Origin of the sequence: Rhizobium sp. Leaf321 (assembly GCF_001423215.1) — a bacterium.
In the GTDB taxonomy this organism is placed as follows: domain Bacteria; phylum Pseudomonadota; class Alphaproteobacteria; order Rhizobiales; family Rhizobiaceae; genus Neorhizobium; species Neorhizobium soli.
The window spans coordinates 202,266-217,781 of the sequence record NZ_LMOF01000007.1 but is presented as its reverse complement, the minus strand read 5'-3'; the positions used below and the strand labels follow the sequence as shown (position 1 = coordinate 217,781).

At 57.7% G+C, this 15,516-nt stretch carries 19 protein-coding genes and 1 pseudogene; 18 read left to right on the top strand and 2 right to left on the bottom strand.

What is annotated here, in order from left to right:
• The first annotated feature begins 12 nt into the window (after positions 1-12).
• From ASF70_RS13915 to ASF70_RS13835, 13 genes and pseudogenes are all read left to right on the top strand, one after another.
• Positions 13-1,827 carry a voltage-gated chloride channel family protein gene (locus ASF70_RS13915; RefSeq protein WP_062580495.1) on the top strand — a complete coding sequence of 605 codons (1,815 nt, stop codon included), beginning with the start codon at positions 13-15 and terminating at the stop codon, positions 1,825-1,827.
• A 130-nt stretch (positions 1,828-1,957) separates the two neighbouring features.
• Positions 1,958-2,221, top strand: a complete 264-nt coding sequence (locus tag ASF70_RS13910) for a CrcB family protein (protein ID WP_348270995.1) — start codon at positions 1,958-1,960, stop codon at positions 2,219-2,221.
• 2 nt (positions 2,222-2,223) lie between these two features.
• Positions 2,224-2,550, top strand: a pseudogene (locus ASF70_RS13905) (EamA family transporter); the annotation flags it as partial.
• A 336-nt stretch (positions 2,551-2,886) separates the two neighbouring features.
• A complete protein-coding gene (locus tag ASF70_RS13900) occupies positions 2,887-3,096 on the top strand; it encodes a hypothetical protein (protein ID WP_062580494.1) in 210 nt (69 codons plus the stop codon).
• Positions 3,097-3,401: 305 nt separating this feature from the next.
• Positions 3,402-4,106, top strand: a complete 705-nt coding sequence (locus tag ASF70_RS13895; RefSeq protein ID WP_062580492.1) for an SOS response-associated peptidase — start codon at positions 3,402-3,404, stop codon at positions 4,104-4,106.
• 475 nt (positions 4,107-4,581) lie between these two features.
• Positions 4,582-5,487 carry a Ku protein gene (locus ASF70_RS13885; protein ID WP_062580488.1) on the top strand — a complete coding sequence of 302 codons (906 nt, stop codon included), beginning with the start codon at positions 4,582-4,584 and terminating at the stop codon, positions 5,485-5,487.
• A gap of 10 nt (positions 5,488-5,497) precedes the next feature.
• On the top strand, positions 5,498-6,310 hold the full coding sequence (locus ASF70_RS13880) for a Ku protein (protein WP_062580486.1): 813 nt from the start codon (positions 5,498-5,500) through the stop codon (positions 6,308-6,310).
• 1 nt (position 6,311) lies between these two features.
• The gene (locus ASF70_RS13875) at positions 6,312-6,635 is read left to right on the top strand and encodes a hypothetical protein (RefSeq protein WP_062580485.1); all 324 of its coding nucleotides are present in this window, start codon (positions 6,312-6,314) and stop codon (positions 6,633-6,635) included.
• Positions 6,636-7,636: 1,001 nt separating this feature from the next.
• Entirely contained in the window at positions 7,637-8,239 is a 603-nt protein-coding gene (locus tag ASF70_RS24755; protein ID WP_082471906.1) for a site-specific integrase, read from the top strand.
• 136 nt (positions 8,240-8,375) lie between these two features.
• Positions 8,376-9,650, top strand: coding sequence for a hypothetical protein (locus ASF70_RS13855; RefSeq protein ID WP_062580476.1), 1,275 nt, complete (start codon positions 8,376-8,378; stop codon positions 9,648-9,650).
• Between the two features lie 895 nt (positions 9,651-10,545).
• Positions 10,546-11,754: a DNA cytosine methyltransferase gene (locus ASF70_RS13845; RefSeq protein WP_082471905.1), complete on the top strand. Its 1,209-nt coding sequence runs from the start codon at positions 10,546-10,548 to the stop codon at positions 11,752-11,754.
• 69 nt (positions 11,755-11,823) lie between these two features.
• On the top strand, positions 11,824-12,315 hold the full coding sequence (locus ASF70_RS13840) for a hypothetical protein (protein ID WP_062580471.1): 492 nt from the start codon (positions 11,824-11,826) through the stop codon (positions 12,313-12,315).
• A complete protein-coding gene (locus tag ASF70_RS13835) occupies positions 12,315-12,644 on the top strand; it encodes a hypothetical protein (RefSeq protein ID WP_062580469.1) in 330 nt (109 codons plus the stop codon). Before ASF70_RS13840 ends, ASF70_RS13835 begins: the two co-directional genes overlap by 1 nt.
• Here the strand turns inward: ASF70_RS13835 and ASF70_RS13830 are convergent.
• Entirely contained in the window at positions 12,641-12,901 is a 261-nt protein-coding gene (locus ASF70_RS13830) for a hypothetical protein (RefSeq protein WP_062580468.1), read from the bottom strand. The genes ASF70_RS13835 and ASF70_RS13830 overlap by 4 nt on opposite strands.
• A 34-nt stretch (positions 12,902-12,935) precedes the next feature.
• Between ASF70_RS13830 and ASF70_RS24750 the strand changes: the two genes are divergently transcribed.
• The 5 genes from ASF70_RS24750 (at position 12,936) to ASF70_RS13810 (ending at position 15,017) form a co-directional block, all read left to right on the top strand.
• Positions 12,936-13,064 (top strand): hypothetical protein, encoded by a 129-nt coding sequence (locus tag ASF70_RS24750; protein ID WP_280136592.1) that lies wholly within the window; start codon positions 12,936-12,938, stop codon positions 13,062-13,064.
• Positions 13,065-13,130: 66 nt separating this feature from the next.
• Positions 13,131-13,382 (top strand): hypothetical protein, encoded by a 252-nt coding sequence (locus ASF70_RS13825; RefSeq protein ID WP_062580467.1) that lies wholly within the window; start codon positions 13,131-13,133, stop codon positions 13,380-13,382.
• A 309-nt stretch (positions 13,383-13,691) separates the two neighbouring features.
• Positions 13,692-14,069, top strand: a complete 378-nt coding sequence (locus ASF70_RS13820; protein WP_062580465.1) for a hypothetical protein — start codon at positions 13,692-13,694, stop codon at positions 14,067-14,069.
• Positions 14,066-14,317, top strand: coding sequence for a hypothetical protein (locus ASF70_RS13815; RefSeq protein WP_062580462.1), 252 nt, complete (start codon positions 14,066-14,068; stop codon positions 14,315-14,317). The genes ASF70_RS13820 and ASF70_RS13815 overlap by 4 nt, the downstream gene beginning before the upstream one ends.
• The gene (locus ASF70_RS13810) at positions 14,304-15,017 is read left to right on the top strand and encodes a hypothetical protein (protein WP_062580460.1); all 714 of its coding nucleotides are present in this window, start codon (positions 14,304-14,306) and stop codon (positions 15,015-15,017) included. The genes ASF70_RS13815 and ASF70_RS13810 overlap by 14 nt, the downstream gene beginning before the upstream one ends.
• Before the next feature lie 129 nt (positions 15,018-15,146).
• Here ASF70_RS13810 and ASF70_RS13805 read toward each other — a convergent pair whose 3' ends face one another.
• Positions 15,147-15,422 carry a hypothetical protein gene (locus tag ASF70_RS13805; protein ID WP_156461833.1) on the bottom strand — a complete coding sequence of 92 codons (276 nt, stop codon included), beginning with the start codon at positions 15,420-15,422 and terminating at the stop codon, positions 15,147-15,149.
• Positions 15,423-15,516 lie beyond the last annotated feature (94 nt).

The window sequence follows — 15,516 nt, the reverse complement described above, 5'->3', positions numbered from 1 at the left end:
AGCGTCGTTCGCATGACGCTCGCATCGATTTTCGGTCTCCGTTTCCAGCAAATCCGCGGTCTGACCAAATGGATTGTCATCGTTACCCCGATGGCGATGACCGTCGGGTCGCTGGTCGCCCTATTCCTCTGGAGCCTCGACCGGGCGACAGAGTTGCGTTTCGAGTTTCCCTGGCTGATCTATCTGATGCCGGTCGCGGGCTTCGCCATGGTCTGGGCTTATGGAAAGTTCGGCAAGTCAGCCGAGGGCGGCAACAACCTCATCGTCGATCAAATCCACGAGCCGGGCGGCGGCGTACCGCTGCGCATCGCTCCGTTCATTCTCGTCACCACGGTGCTCACGCATCTGGTCGGTGGTTCGGCAGGCCGCGAAGGCACCGCCGTACAGCTCGGCGGCAGCCTGGCGAGCGCCTTTGGCAGGCTGTTCAAGCTTACGCCTTCGGACATCCGCATTCTGCTGATGGCAGGCATCGCCGCTGGATTTGGGGCGGTTTTCGGGACGCCGATTGCTGGCGCTGTCTTTGCGCTGGAGGTGCTCACGATTGGCCGGATGCAGTATGAAGCGTTGCTTCCGTCGATGCTCGCCGCCGTGGTAGGCGACTGGACCTGCCATGCCTGGAGCATCGGCCATCTCCAGTATTCGATTGTCTACCTCTCGGGCGAAGGGGTTGGCTTTCATCTCGATGCGCTTCTCATACTGAAGGTGGTGATAGCAGGGGTCGCCTTCGGTCTTGCCGCTCACTTCTTCGCCGAACTCTCCCATCTCGCATCATCGGCCTACAAGGCGATCCTGCCCTACGCGCCGCTGCGGCCGGTGTTGGCGAGCGCCATCCTCATCGGCCTCGTTTATGTTCTGGGGACCCGTGAGTATCTCGGCCTCGGTGTCTGGTCTCCGAACCCTGAGGACGCAACCATCCTCGGCTTCTTTCGGCCCGAGCATGTCGATTACTGGAGCTGGGCCTGGAAGGGCCTCTTCACCATCGTAACGCTGAGCGCGGGCTTCAAGGGCGGTGAGGTCACACCGCTCTTCTTCATCGGTGCTGCTCTTGGCAGTGCGGTCGCTGGCGTGCTCGGCGCGCCACCGGACCTGTTCGCAGCACTCGGTTTCGTTGCCGTCTTCGCAGGCGCGACCAATACGCCGCTCGCCTGCATGATCATGGGGATCGAACTCTTTGGAGCGACCCATTCCGTCTACATCGCGGTCGCCTGCTTCGTTGCCTATCTCTGCAGCGGCCATTCCAGCATCTATCTCTCGCAGCGGGTCGGCGTGCCGAAGACGGCCGCCGCCAACGACATTCCCCCTGATATCTCCGTCCGCCACATGCGCGAGATGAGCGCCCAGGCCAGAGGCGACCTCCTGGCGCAGGTGCGTTTGCGCTCGCTCCGGAGCACAGCAAACCTTGCAGAAAGGCCCATCGTCATGACCAGCCACAAGCTTTCTTCCCGCGAGATCGGGATGGTCCGCATCTATATGAAGCCTCGTGAGAAGGCGCTTGGCACGGGAGGGTGGTTCCGAGGTGGCAGGCCACTTTACCGGGAGTTGGTCATCCAGGCCAAAGCCTCCGGCATCATGAACGCCGTCGCCCATCACACCCATTTCGGCTACTCTAACGGCGGCAAGCTGCAGGACGAGGGTTTCGAGATACCAAACCCGGACCTCACCATGTGCGTCGAACTCATCGCCAACCGCGATCTGCTAGAAGAGTTCTGCCGGACACACGGCGCGCTTTTGAAGAACAAGGTAATCATCTACAAGCACATCGAGCACTGGGCCTTGCTGGACCATGCTCTGACGGCCGAAGACGCCTTGACGGATACGAAGCGGTGAGGAACAGGCTATGCCCTATCTGATCGTCTTCCTCGGAGCAGGCATCGGCGGTGCGGCACGCCATGCCGTGAACACGGCTGCCGCCCGGATGATGGGCTACTGATTCCCGTGGGGTACGCTGACCATCAGCGTGCTTGGCTCCATCGTCATGGGTCTCATGACGGAGTTCTTCTTGGTCCGCACCGGGCTGCCGCAAGAGGTGCGCCTGTTCATGACCACAGGACTTCTGGGCGGGTTCACGACCTTCTCCACCTTTTCGCTCGACACCGTCAGCCTCTGGGAGCGCGGACAATGGGGGGTGGCGGCAGGTTACATCGCGACGTCGCTGGTCGTCTCAACAGTCGGCCTCTTCCTCGGACTTTCCCTCATTCGCCTCACAGGTCACGGGAGCTGATCATGAAGACATTGTTCACGAGCTGGCCATTCTGGGCGCTTCTCTCGGCAGGATTTGCGGCACTCACCGCGATCTTTGCTAAGGTAGGTGTAGAGAACGTCAGCTCCGACTTCGCCACTTTCTTCCGCACCATCGTTATCCTGATGGCCGCAGGCCTGATGCTCTATATTACGGGCAACTGGCAAAAACCGTCTTCGGTCTCGGCGCGAAGCTGGTTCTTTCTCGTCCTGTCGGGGCTTGCAACAGGCGCTTCATGGATTTGCTACTTTCGAGCGCTGAAGCTCGGGTATGCTGCCCGCGTCGTCCCCATCGACAAGCTCTCGGTCGTCTTAGTCTGCAGAATGTCTCCTCCAGGCGCTCAGACGTCGTGATGCAGCGGCTTTGATGATGTCTGCTTTCAGTCACGCTCGACGATGGCCTGTATGACCGACTTGAGGGCGCAAATCTGCCCCTGTCCGGTGGCGCGGTGTTTGGCTGATTTCTGCCATGTTGCCCAGCTTCTGGTTGCATGCAAAAGCTAACGTCGCGCATAAGCGCCGCCGCCCGAGACTTGATCGAGGCGGCACAGCCATGAGAGTGTCCGACACCGATATCTTGAACAGGACCGCACGATGTCTCAGTCACAACTCGACGACTACATGAGAATGGTGGAGGCTTAGACCCAGGTGAAAGCCCGCGACCAGATTATCAACACTGTGATCTCCATGGTGATTTGTGCGGCGCTCGCTTATTGGGCTTATGGCACCATCCCGCACATGGTCCTGTTCTCGTTCGTCATCTTCGTGGTCATGGGAGTCAACAACTCCATTAATCAGGCCATGCATCAGTTCCGGGCGAGCATCGAGAGCAAGCTCATGAATCACTTGGATGTGTAGACCCCGTCCTAGTCGGCAGGGTCTTTTATTTCTTAGGCACCCACATGACGTGACTGAAGTCGAAACCGAGATAGTTGAGGAACGCGCAACCGATCGCGGCCAGCCAGAAGAGAAGCTGACGTAGGCCCCGGCTCTGCACTTGCCGCCCGCGGCATTGACTATCTGGCATACATGAACAAAGTTCGACGCCCAATTTCCCGAAAACGAATGCGTGATGACGGGAGCCGCACTCTGTGACTCTGTCGCCTTTTCAGGGATTTTCGAAATCAAGTCAGCAATTTACGCAGGACACGGGAGAGACGGGCATGTGCAACCTCTACAATGTCACGACCAACCAGCAGGCCATCAGGGACTTCGTCAGCATCACGAGGTTTCGGGAAGGAAACCTGCTGCCGTCAATCAACGTCCACCCCGATCGCGAGGGGCCGATCATCCGCGTGGACGCCAACGCGGAGCGCGAGCTGACAATGTCTACCTGGGGCATGCCGACGCCTGAAGTGCATCTCGACGGCAAGCCCGACAGGGGCGTGACCAACGTCCGCAAGACGTTCATTCCCCACTGGCAGCAGTGGCTCCGCGTCGAGAACCGCTGCCTTGTTCCCGCGACTGCATTCAGCGAGTACGAACAGGCCGCCGATCCTGCGACGGGGAAGAAGCCGCTTCGATGGTTCGTCGTCGGCGAGGATCAGCCGCTGTTCATGTTCGCGGGCATTCATACCAAGTGGATTGGATCACGAGGACCGATCAAGGCGCCGCGCGAAGGAGAACACGACCTCTTCGCCTTCTTGACGACCGATCCCAACGAGATCGTAAAGCCCATCCACCCGAAGGCCATGCCCGTACTTCTGACGACGAAGGAAGAATGCGAGATGTGGATGACAGCACCGTGGAGTGAGGCGAAGGCCTTGCAGCGCCCCCTACCCGCCGACCGGATGAAGGTGCTGCCACGCTACACGGAGGTCGGAGGCCTCGGTGGACTTCCGGCACAGACGAAGGACCTGTTCGGATAACCGCAGCCCGGTAAACATATGACCGCAGCGGGCAGTGACAGATTGACGTCGTTCTTCATCTGTTCCACTTATGCCTAATGGTCGGGAATCTCAGAACGCTTGCCGAAGCTGTCAGACACAACATGGTGGTCGTTGCGACGTGCCGACCATGTGGCCGCGAGGGCAGGTTTCTGGCGCGTGATCTCGCCCAGTACAAAGGTTGGAACGCTAACCCTTGGAAACTGAAGTTCCGGTGCAGCGCGTGCGAAGGGACAGATATGAAAATCACGTGCGAGTTGTTCGACCCCGATCCCAAAAGCGTCCAGGTGATCTGGAAACCGATTGAGATCAAACGGTAAGCCTGCATGACGAAACCACGCTGAATCAAACTCGCAAGATATCCGCTCAAGCCATTGAAAAATGATTCGTTTTGACTCGGAACGAATCACTTCGAATCCGATTGGAGTCGCCAACCAGGTGATTCGGAGTAAAGCGTATGGCAGGTCATCGAGCGCAGTGGAAAGGCTTCCTCAAGTTCGGAGAGGTCACAGCGGGTGTAGCGCTTTATACGGCAGCCTCCACCTCCGACCGCATCACTTTCAACACGATCAATTCGGCGACAGGCAACCGCGTCAATCGCGTCTTCATCGACAGCGAGACCGAAAAGCTGGTGCCTAAGGAAGCCCAGACCAAGGGCTTCGAAATCGAAAACGGACAATATCTCGTCATCGATCCAGACGAGGTGGCCGCCACGATCCCGGAGAGCGACAAGACGCTCGAAATCGAGGCGTTCATCCCCTGCTCCGACGTCGACGACGTCTACTTCGACAAGCCCTACTACCTCACTCCAGATCGCATGGGCTCCGACGCGTTTGCCGCACTGCGCGACGGCATGAGGAGGTCGAAGGTCGCAGCCATCGCGAGGACTGTCCTCTTCCGGAGAATGCGCACGGTTCTCATCCGTCCCCACGGCAAGGGCCTGATCGCCACGACGCTGAACTACGACTACGAAGTCCGGTCCAGCGAGAAGGCGTTCGAGGATATGCCGAAGCTGGAGATCGAAGGCGAGATGCTCGATCTCGCCAAGCACATCATCAGCACGAAGAAGGGGACATTCGATCCCGCAACCTTCGACGACCGATATGAGGCGGCGCTCGCCGAACTGGTAAAGGCCAAGGTCGAGGGCAAGGCGCTTCCCAAGCGCAAGAAGATAGAGGTCTCGCAGCCGAGCGACCTGTTAGCCGCCCTTCGCGAGAGCGCTGGCTTGCTGAAGGCTGCCGAAACCAAACCGGAACGCACTGCCGCCAATGCCAACGCTGGCACGGGTCGGAAACGTGCGGCGCGTGGGGCGGTCGGGAAGTCCGCCGCTTCGAAGGCCGCCCCACAACGCAAGGCAAGCTAGGAGTTTGACGATGGCGATCCGTCCTTACTGGAAAGGCTACCTCAAGCTTTCTCTCGTCACCTGCCCGGTCTCCATGACCCCGGCGACAAGCGAGAGCGAGAAGGTGCGGTTTCATACGCTGAACCGCGAGACGGGCAACCGTGTCGTCTCGCAGTACATCGACTCTGTCACCGGGAAACCCGTGAAGGACCAGAACGAAGCGAAGGGGTATGCCCGTGGTGAGAACGACTACGTTATCCTGAGCGACGATGACCTCGACGCCGTCCAGCTCGACACGGTGAAGACAATCGACATCCATAAGTTCGTACCGTCGCAAAGCATAGAGTGGATCTACCTCGAAAAACCGCACTACTTGATGCCTGACGATGCCGTCGGCCACGAGGCTTTCGCCGTCATCCGTGATGCGATGAAGGCCGACAATGTCGTCGGTGTATCCAAGCTGGTTATCGGCCGTCGCGAACGGGCGGTCGTGCTGGAGCCACGCGACAACGGCATTGTCCTCTGGTCTCTTCGCTTTGGGGACGAGGTACGGCCGGAAGAGGTGTATTTCGAAGACATAGACGACGAAGCAGAACCCGGCCTGATCCCTCTCGTGCAAAAACTGATCAAACAGAAGTCTGCGAGATGGTCGCCTGAGATGGTGAGCGATCCTATCCAGGAGAGCCTGCTGAAGCTGATCGAGGAGAAGAAGAGAACCCTGAAGCCCACACGGAAGGCCTCGAAGACAAAGGAAGCGCCTGCTCCGACGTCGAACGTAGTCAACATCATGGACGCGTTGCGCAAATCTGTCGCGCACGACCTCAAGAGCAGGAAGGCGAGCTGATATGATCGACCATCCCGAGATAACCCTCTGCGAACCCGCACCGTTTCTCTACTACGAAAACGGACAGATCGCGGTGACGGACGGTTCGCAAGTGTGGCTTGTGATCGTGACGTGCGAGGCGATCAGGGCGGTTGCCTCCCCGCCGGAGATGTCGTTGCGGCGTCTGGCGCTTTACGCCGAGTTCTTCACCGACCTCGCTGCAGCCGCCATATCTCGAGGGGAGAATATTGGTGGCAAGGTGTTGATCAGTGAGAGCGATGTACTTTCTACCAAGGTCACCCAAAGGCATGTTCCGCAACGCTTGCAGCGACCGCCTGGGTACTGAGTCAGGAAGACACCGCTTACCATACTGGCTCGGCACCGAGCGCGTTTTCGTCTTACTGCAATGTCGGTAGATTAAGCACCGGATTTGTTTGATTGTCGTCATCATTGCCGTCCGCCGCTTGAGCTTATCTAGGCACCGGCCTGTCCCAAAAGCCGATCTCATGAACTGTTCGTAGATCGAAGTCGACGAGGTGCTTGTTGCTGCCGGTGTCGCCCCCCGCACCATGCGCCGCTCATCGATTGTCACCAAACCCAGGCGGTATCTCCAATATCCTTTGCAAGATTGATGACGTTAGCTTCGAGGGTCTGGCCGTCGTCGGTAAGGCATCGCTGGCTCGCAAACATGCCGAGTTGCGGTCGAACCTCATCGACCGCAATTTCGATCGGATTAGAGCCAGCGACGACTTCCCCGCAACTAACCATAATGCAGACATGCGCGCCCTCGACAGTTTTTGTTTGCGTTGGTTCCCGGCGGTGCTCTCCGCGCCCGTATAACTGCGCACTACCAACGACCTATACTTCCGATTCAGAACTAGGGAGTAATGGGGAGAAGTGATTTTCAACGTCTCGACCGACTGCTATATCCGTGAGCGAATACAAGTCTATACGACGCGTAAGCCTTTGCACCATCGCCAAGTTGGTCTCCGCTTTTTGGAAACCTCGATCAACGAGCAGCCTAGTCGCTCCTCGCAAGATCCGGTGGTAAAGCTCCCGATCTGTATCCATCTCGACATCCATTCGGAAGTGGGCCGCTAACGAAGCTGCAACGGCACGATCAATGATGGAAGATTCCGGCCTCCCGACAGCCAGTCTTCTCTTCCTCCACCTTTCGGTTTTCGTCCGACCCGCTTCATTCCGTTCACTACGTGCACGCGGCATAACATTCTCCATCACACTGACTATCGTCATGTTCGGCGGTAATGACGCATTGCACCACGTCACTACCGAAGATAACTTGGATGAAATTGCACGTACTTCTTCGTGAGTGATTTCACTCGCGGTATGCCTCCGCCATTGCGACCGCACCGGAATCAACACGCCTGTCGTTCTGGACCCAACGCGCATGGAAATGAGCGCTTACACTTGAGCTGGCTTCTCGACGGACTGAAACACTCCCGTCACAGGCCGCCCGCCCGTCGTGGACTATCGCCGTCAGACTTTCCGAGGGTTTGCTTTGGTCTGCCCCCCTATCGATGGTGTGCGAACCGTGCCCGACCTGTCGACAATCGGAATGCATATTTACAAGTTGGTCGGCGAACCTTCGAGCATTTCGTGTATCTCTCACTTTACCTTCTCGACGAGATCGAAAGACACCGCAACGAATGGCCCGAAGAGCGTGAGGCCGACGCGCCGCTGCTCCTGACACAGAAGCGGACAGCGTTTTCGGCAAACACGCTTTGCCAATTGATGGGGAAATTATATAGGATTGCCGGTTTCAAAGGCGCGACCTCGCACAGCGGTCGGCGCTGGTTCATCACCCGGCTTGCGCATTCCGGCGTCAGCTCCAAGGTCATGACGTTTGCGGGCCACCGGAACCTGACGACTACGCAACGTTACCTCGACGTTCGTGATGACATGATGCGGGCAGCCGTGGAACTTCTCTGATTTGCTTATGCGCGTGTGTACGTATGCTGTGGCGCATAACCGCTGGTTAACTAACGAAAAAGCTTAACCATCAGCGTTTGCGCTCATTTCACTATTGTTTGCTGAATATGCGTGAAACGGCAACCGAGAGCCAAAGATGAAAAAGAACCTAAGCTTCTACATTTCTGCGTCCATTTTCTTCAGCACTACCGCAAGCGTTATTGCGGCTCCGGCCGATGTTAGCTTTGAGCTGGTCGATGGGCTGACCGCCTGTACCGCAAAGCTGGAGGCCGCTTCGGTAGCGGGGCAGACAGCCGATGGCTTCGAGAGTGCACGCGTTTCGTCTAAAGGCGCCCTGAGCTACCTGTTCGAGGGAAAGGGCATCAACACCGAGCGTCGCATGATCATCGACGAGATGCGGCAGAGCTTTACCATCGAACTCCAGCGAAACCCAATGGACGCTCGTCTCAAGGTTCAGGCGCTAACAAATCAGTGCCGTGAGCTCGTCTATCAAGCGGACGATTTCCGCGTCGCCGAGGTGGCGCGACTGAAGGAGGACGCGTCGCGGAAAGCAAGGGAAGAGGTCGAATTGCGGCTGAAGGAGGCCCAGGCGGTGCAGCAAGCAGCACTCGCTGCGGAAAAACAACATGCACTCGAAGTGGCGAAGATCAACGCCGAGACAGAACGACTGAAGATCACAACCGGCACTCAGCTAGAGCACGAGAAGCTCAAGGTCGGCCTTGAGGAAACAAAAATCGGCGCGGCATCATCACTCGATCTTTCGAAGATACAGTCCGATACTGATCGCCTGCGCATTCAGAAGAACGCGGAGGTCGCAGTTGAGGTCGCGAAGGTGAACTCCACGACCGCGAAAGCGGAAGCCGTTGCCAATGTACAGATCGCGGGCAAGCTTGCCGACATCGTCTCGGTTCAGGAAAACGCGTCGATAGAACGTGAGAAAGTTGCTGCTACGGCACAGACTGAAATTGCAAGGACCAATGCAGCAGCGGCTGTGACGATCGTGGGCGAAGTGGCAAAGGCGCAAACGGAAACGGCCCGAGTAGCAGCGAATGCTCCAAACATCCCAAATTCTGGCCACTCCGTCGCCGAAATGCTTCCTCAGCCTGGCTCGTCCGACCTATCAGATAACGAGGAGCTGGTGATGCAAAACGCGCTGGAGTGTGGTGGTTTTTATAAGATCATGCTCGACAATGCTCCACGAGATCAGCAGCAGGGCATCGGTCGAGTGATGAAGGACATGTTCCGAACTGCTCAAAACGCCGGAGCCTCCGATGACATGATTGAGAAGGCTCCAACCGCTGTACATACAAAGATCAAGGCGACTGCTACGAAGGGTAAAGCGTTCCTCCAACGAGAGCTGATCTCGATGAAAGAGAAGTGCGCAACCCTCCAGGAACTAGCCAAGCTCTAGCCGCTGACGTGGTAGGTGGGTGGCGGCCTTCGGCCTGCCGAAGAGGCGATCGATGTGCTTGTCGCTACGCGGTACAAATCGAAGAGTCTTGCGAGTGCCAGCTCCTCTTCCCGCTTGACGACCCGTCGCGAGAGCCCTTCCTTCTCGACTTTATACGAAGCGCTACTCTCTGAGCATCTGGTAGCGATAAATGTCGCGGCCATAGGCGCTCAAATGCCTGGCGCGTCACCCGTGCTCCGGGTAGAACAATGCCCAGGCGTCCCTTCTCAGCCAATTGTTTCTCGGTGAGGCCCTCCGGGTGACGCCGAGACGATAGTTCGGCGCGACAATATTAGAACACGCCTTCCTTCATCACCAATCCGTGTCGACGTCAAAGAGAGAAAGGACGCCGTAGGCGCCCGATACTCCCTGCCCGCTGCTCCAGTGTCCGCTCTTAACATGTGTAGGCATTGTTGAAATTGAACCTACGTCGCGGCTTCCTGAGGAAGACCTCGCGACAGGCAAGGCCGAAAGGACGAAACGCGCTAGGCTCAGCCCGACAAAGCCCGCGAGGCTGGCAAGGACGTCAGAAAGTTCTCGTGGAAGACGAAGGGCGCCCCAACATCGTCCAGCATCTTCTTCGGCGAACTCGACGGGCTCCGCAGATATCTGCTGCGCACATGCGACGCAAAGAAGGTCACCTTTCTAGGCCGCTTCAGCGACAGCCCGAAATACAAAGCGACCTTCCTCTGGGACAAGGAAGTCGATACCGCAGTGATCCAGTACTATCCGTCGAAAGCGGACGCTGCCGAACCCCAGCGCGCGATGTCGAAGCTGAAGAAATGAGTTATGCCGCTTTTACGCAGGATTCACCACCACGCCCTATCACGAAGATATACGTGATGGGATTGTCGTGATGAGCTTGAGATTCGTAGAACTATTCGCTGGGGCTGGCGGTCTGGGACTGGGTCTGCAACAAGCCGGGCTAGAGCCGGACAAGCACATCGAGATCATGCGTTCGGCGCTCAGGGTTCTGAAAGCGAACCGCATGGAAGCCCATGACATCGATCTGTCGGACATCGCCGCCGCGTCACATGCTATCAACGCGGCATGGCCTGACCTCATCGCTGGCGGCCCGCCCTGTCAGGACTTCAGTTCGTCTGGAAAGAAGATCGAGGGAGCGAATGCGGCTCTAACCCCGACATTCGCAATGACCATCTGCGTATCGAGACCCGAGTGGTTTGTCTTCGAAAACGTTGGCGGAGCCGCTCGGAGCGAGGCTTACAAGACTGCTCGAAGATACTGGGTTCGGGCTGGATACGGCTTGACCGAAATGGTGCTGCGCGCATCGGACTACGGCGTGCCCCAGCGCCGCAAGCGTTTCATCTGCATCGGCCGCCTAGGCGAACGAGATGGTTTCCTAGAGTCAGCACTGCTTGCCGCCCGGTCGAAGACAGAAATGACGTTGAGGGATGCCTTCGGCGATGAGCTCGGTGATGCCATCTACGTTCACCCACGCGTCACGTCGGAGGGCGACAAGCGACGGCTATGGAGTGTAGACAGGCCTGCTCCAACGGTTCGGTCGACGTACTCACGTCCCATGCCCGCGGACTATCAACCGAACGCGAAGGACGCTGTGGCCTTGGAACTGACGGGCGATCTCACGATGAGCCAGGTCGCCCGCATTCAGGGGTTCCCTGCAGACCACAGTTTCGAGGGGCTGACGAAGACCGATGCTTCAATTGTCATTGCGAACGCCGTCCCGCCGCCACTTGCCCGTGTCATCGGTGAGGCGATCCTCGCCCGAGCTGGCGGATATTCGATTCCTGATCTTGATGCGGGCTTCGAAGAGTTCCTGGCCGCGCGTGGCAAGAAACCGCGGACGATCGCGAACATCCGCAGCCAGGTCAACCGCGCACGCAAACTGCTCCACGGCCGCACATATTCTGATCGTCGCACGGAACTGGCCGACCTCGAGGAACATCCTACGTTTGTGCAGCTCATAGAATCTGCTCGCTCCGATCTGCGCAAGGCTCTGACGCTGTATGCCGAGATGCCACGCGCACCCAGCCCCTACACTTCGGTCAACAAGATGCCGAATTTTGGTCGCCGCCCATCTGCGTGAAATCCTGCCGGCGTTTGCTTCTGTCGTCGCCGGCACGCAAGATTTTCCTACGAGATCGAGGAGGATGACATGCAGACACAATCGTGGACCATCGACGACATAGTCGTCACCCGCATTCCACAGCCATTCTCACGGTCATGGGTTGCCGTCGGCTCCGCGCCAGACATGCGACACCTGCTCCGCACGTGGGAGCTGATGCTCCGCTTCAATTTTCAAGACATTCCCGAAAACGGCGACATCTACTGGGATCTGCTCAACGTGCTCGTCCAGCACAGTCGCCGCGGAACCGTCCGGGTCACTGAGATGACCGTGGAGATCGACCGTCGCAAGCTCAAGCAGCTCCGCGACGGCCTCGACTGGTTCTACACGATGGTCGCTGATGAGCATGCCGATGACCACTACGAGTGGACGGCGTTCCTCAACCACTGGACGCGCAAGGACGATGCCCCACAGCCGATCACGGAACTCGATGATGCGCGTCGAGCACTTATCATCATTGACAGCATCATGGACATCACTGCTGACAACGTCGTCCGCCTGGCTGACAGGGAGGTTGCGTGATGGCGAAGCGCCCTGCCCTCACCCAGACGGCCGCCGAGTCAGTCGTAGAGGCTCCTGTCTATTCCTACGTCCTGACACCCATCTCGACGGCAGCCATGTCGCCGAAGACACGTGACGAGATCGCGCTGCGCGATGCTATCCGCAGCCAGCTCGCCGCAGTCGAAGCCGGTGTCATGGAATTTGTGACTGAGAAGACGGCAGAGGGTTTTTCGATGGACGACATCTTCAGCCTGTATCAGTTCGAGCTCCCCATCGTCTTCAGTTACCATCTGGACGGCACCAAACTCCGCCCGAGGTATGGTTTCCAGATCGTAGAAAGTGCGGATTAGGCCTTCTCTGACGCGAGCTGTGCGGCGCTGAGTTCCGTGATGGCGTAGAACGATTGCAGGATGCGGTAGCCGATACCAATACCGAAAAGGCCAAGGATCAGGCCCGACCACGTGAAGCTCACGGTGAAAAGCTGAATCAACGACCACACGCCGACATAGCCCATGACGTAGAGAGAATAAACGTAAGGGATCAGGCCGCCGAATGCTGAGACGGCCTTGCCCCAGCTCCTGCCGCTACCAGCTTCAATCGTTCGCATGTATGCGACGATAGCGATAGTCGAGGCTGCCGAGATGATGGGCCAGGATATCGACGATGTGAATGTTAAGAACGATCGTGATGGAGCCCGACAGCTCACGCACAGCGTCAGCTTTGCTGATTTTACCGATGTGGCAATTGCCGCCCGTGGCAGGATCGCATGACCCTTCAGGGCACTGTATCCATAACTGCCCACGACAAAGCCTCAGCCGAAAGCACTCATCGAGGCGGTGAAGCACGGCTTCATCTCCCGCAAGCGCGTTTCAGCCGCCTTCGGCGAAGACGTTGAGGACATCGACGAAGAGAATGCACTCAACCAGGCACGCGCTCAGCGTCTCGGCCGGCAGCATCCGGTCTACCCCGCGCTTGCCTCCTTGGACTTCGCGGCAATCCTTGCCGCGTCGCTCACTGCAGATCAGATCAAGGACATCACCAGCGACGGCGAATCCTCCGACGCTGGCAGCATCGTGTCCGCCGGATGACGGCGGACATGTGTCACTCACGAACTTCTTCGTGAAGCAACGCTCGACCGATATACGCACTACGCGAGCAACTCCGATGTTTTATGAATTGTCAACAATGTAAGTCAGCGTACCAACACGGGGATTCGGAAGCCCTTCTCTTGCAATACGCAATATTGTCAACAATTACGGAACCGTGACGGAGTGCGTTGCATCGGAACGCCGCCGATGCCTTTCGCTTTATTTTAAATATTCTATCGACTTTGGGCTCGACGCCCGATTTGAAAGACGTCATATGAATCGTCGCCTTAGCAAAAAAGGAGACAACGCATGGCCACCATCGACTTCTTCCACTACGCCAACCACCGCTCGCCCAACGGCATCGTCCGTACCGTCCGCACTAAACTGCCCGTCCGCGTCGTTGACGACAGCCGCTGGTGGAGACCGGAGGTCTGGTCGAAGATCATGCTCGATGCAGTGAAAGCTGCCGGCTTGAATGTCGATGACTGCGTCATCAAACATGGCGACACGCGCGCCAAATCAGAACGCCCGATCGTCGTGATGCGCGTGGAATTTGGCCGCTCGACTGGGGTTGTCGAATACCCGCTGACGTCACAGGTCGTCTACGATCGAGTGCGGGGATCGATGGAGCGGCAGCGCAAGCAGCGTCAGCTCAAGCTGCAGCGGACCGAGCAGGTGTCGGTGTGAAGCTCAAGCTGACGCTGTTGCCGACTTACACCTTTACCGAGAACGGGGAGTATCTCCTCATCCGGTGGGCGGACGGCAGGCACGACGTCGGTCTGATGTCCGACCCGTTCGCCAGGCAGTTCCTCGCCGAACTCATCATCATGCACTCCGAAGGGCCACTAGCTCAACTGCGCCGGGCAGTGACCCTCTTGATCGGCAACTATCTCTCCCGCAACACAAAGGACTACGCACAGCATGACCACGCATGAACAAAAGACTATCATCGCCAGCGACCCCACAGTCGAGAGCTTGCTAGAACAGTCGGCATTGCTCGCCCGTGTCCTCGCCGCAAAACCGGACTACATCCGTGATCGGGCTGAACCGGATATGCATCTCGCAATCGGTTTCGGCCGTGGCGAAGACCTTCGCCCAGCTCTGATGCTGCTCTATAAACGCAACTCCAGAGATGTCTCCGACTGGACGTCGCCAGTCAAGACTTGGCTCAAGACGGAGCCGACGTATTCGGCCGTCAGCCGCCTTTTGACGCACCCTACGTGGATTTCCTTTATCAAGAAGCGTCAGTTCAACTGCGCCCTCAACAAAGAAGAGGTCCAATATCCCCGTGCTCATTCAGTGCGTACGCGGAAAGAAATCCTCGCCATCCTCCGTTCCGAGATCGACGATCTGTTGTCGGGTATCGATGGGATGTCTGACGAAGAACGACTACGTGATCAAGAGGAACAATACGGCGAGGTCGCGTTCTATTTCCGGGGCAGTCTCGGTAAGTTTCCGGAAATCTACCTCTATGTCGACGGCCGCCCGAGCGACGACATCGACGTCGTTTCGCGGCAGTATACGTGCAACACGTGGCAAGAGACCGCCGACTACTATCGGTCGTCAGAAGCGTTGGATCGCCTCGAGGACATCGCAGATGAGATCATCTACCGACAAGCGCGCGGACAGTACTGACATGAGCCAGTCCGCAGACACCAGAACGCCAGCTCAGACCGAAGCGCTGGCGGCGGCCTTTATCACATCGGTCTTAGCCGACTATGAGTCGCTGCCGCCGAGGCTGAAGGAAGCCGTCATCTTACAGCTTCAGGACATGGTGAAATACGCATCCAAGCTTTCTTCCTGACACATGATAGCCCCTCCCTGCGGGGGCTTCATTTTTCTTCGCCGGAGATATCGGATCTTGCAGACGATCAGGAGCTTCTGCCTGAAGTCGTCGTCCAGGCCACACTCGTTCTGTGCCTGGAAAAAGTCGTCAACGTTGTTCTTGACGAAGGCGACACCCAGCTCGGGGCTGCCTGCTAGATGCGACAAATTCTCGGCAGAGAAGACTACCAGGTTTCGATCAACCAGGATCTTCATCTTCCCGACCCCATCGCGGCTATCGGAGCAAACCCGACGAGGCTCAAAATTGCTTTCAAAGCGCTTCGTGAGGAAGATCTGTTGCGTCGCCGGA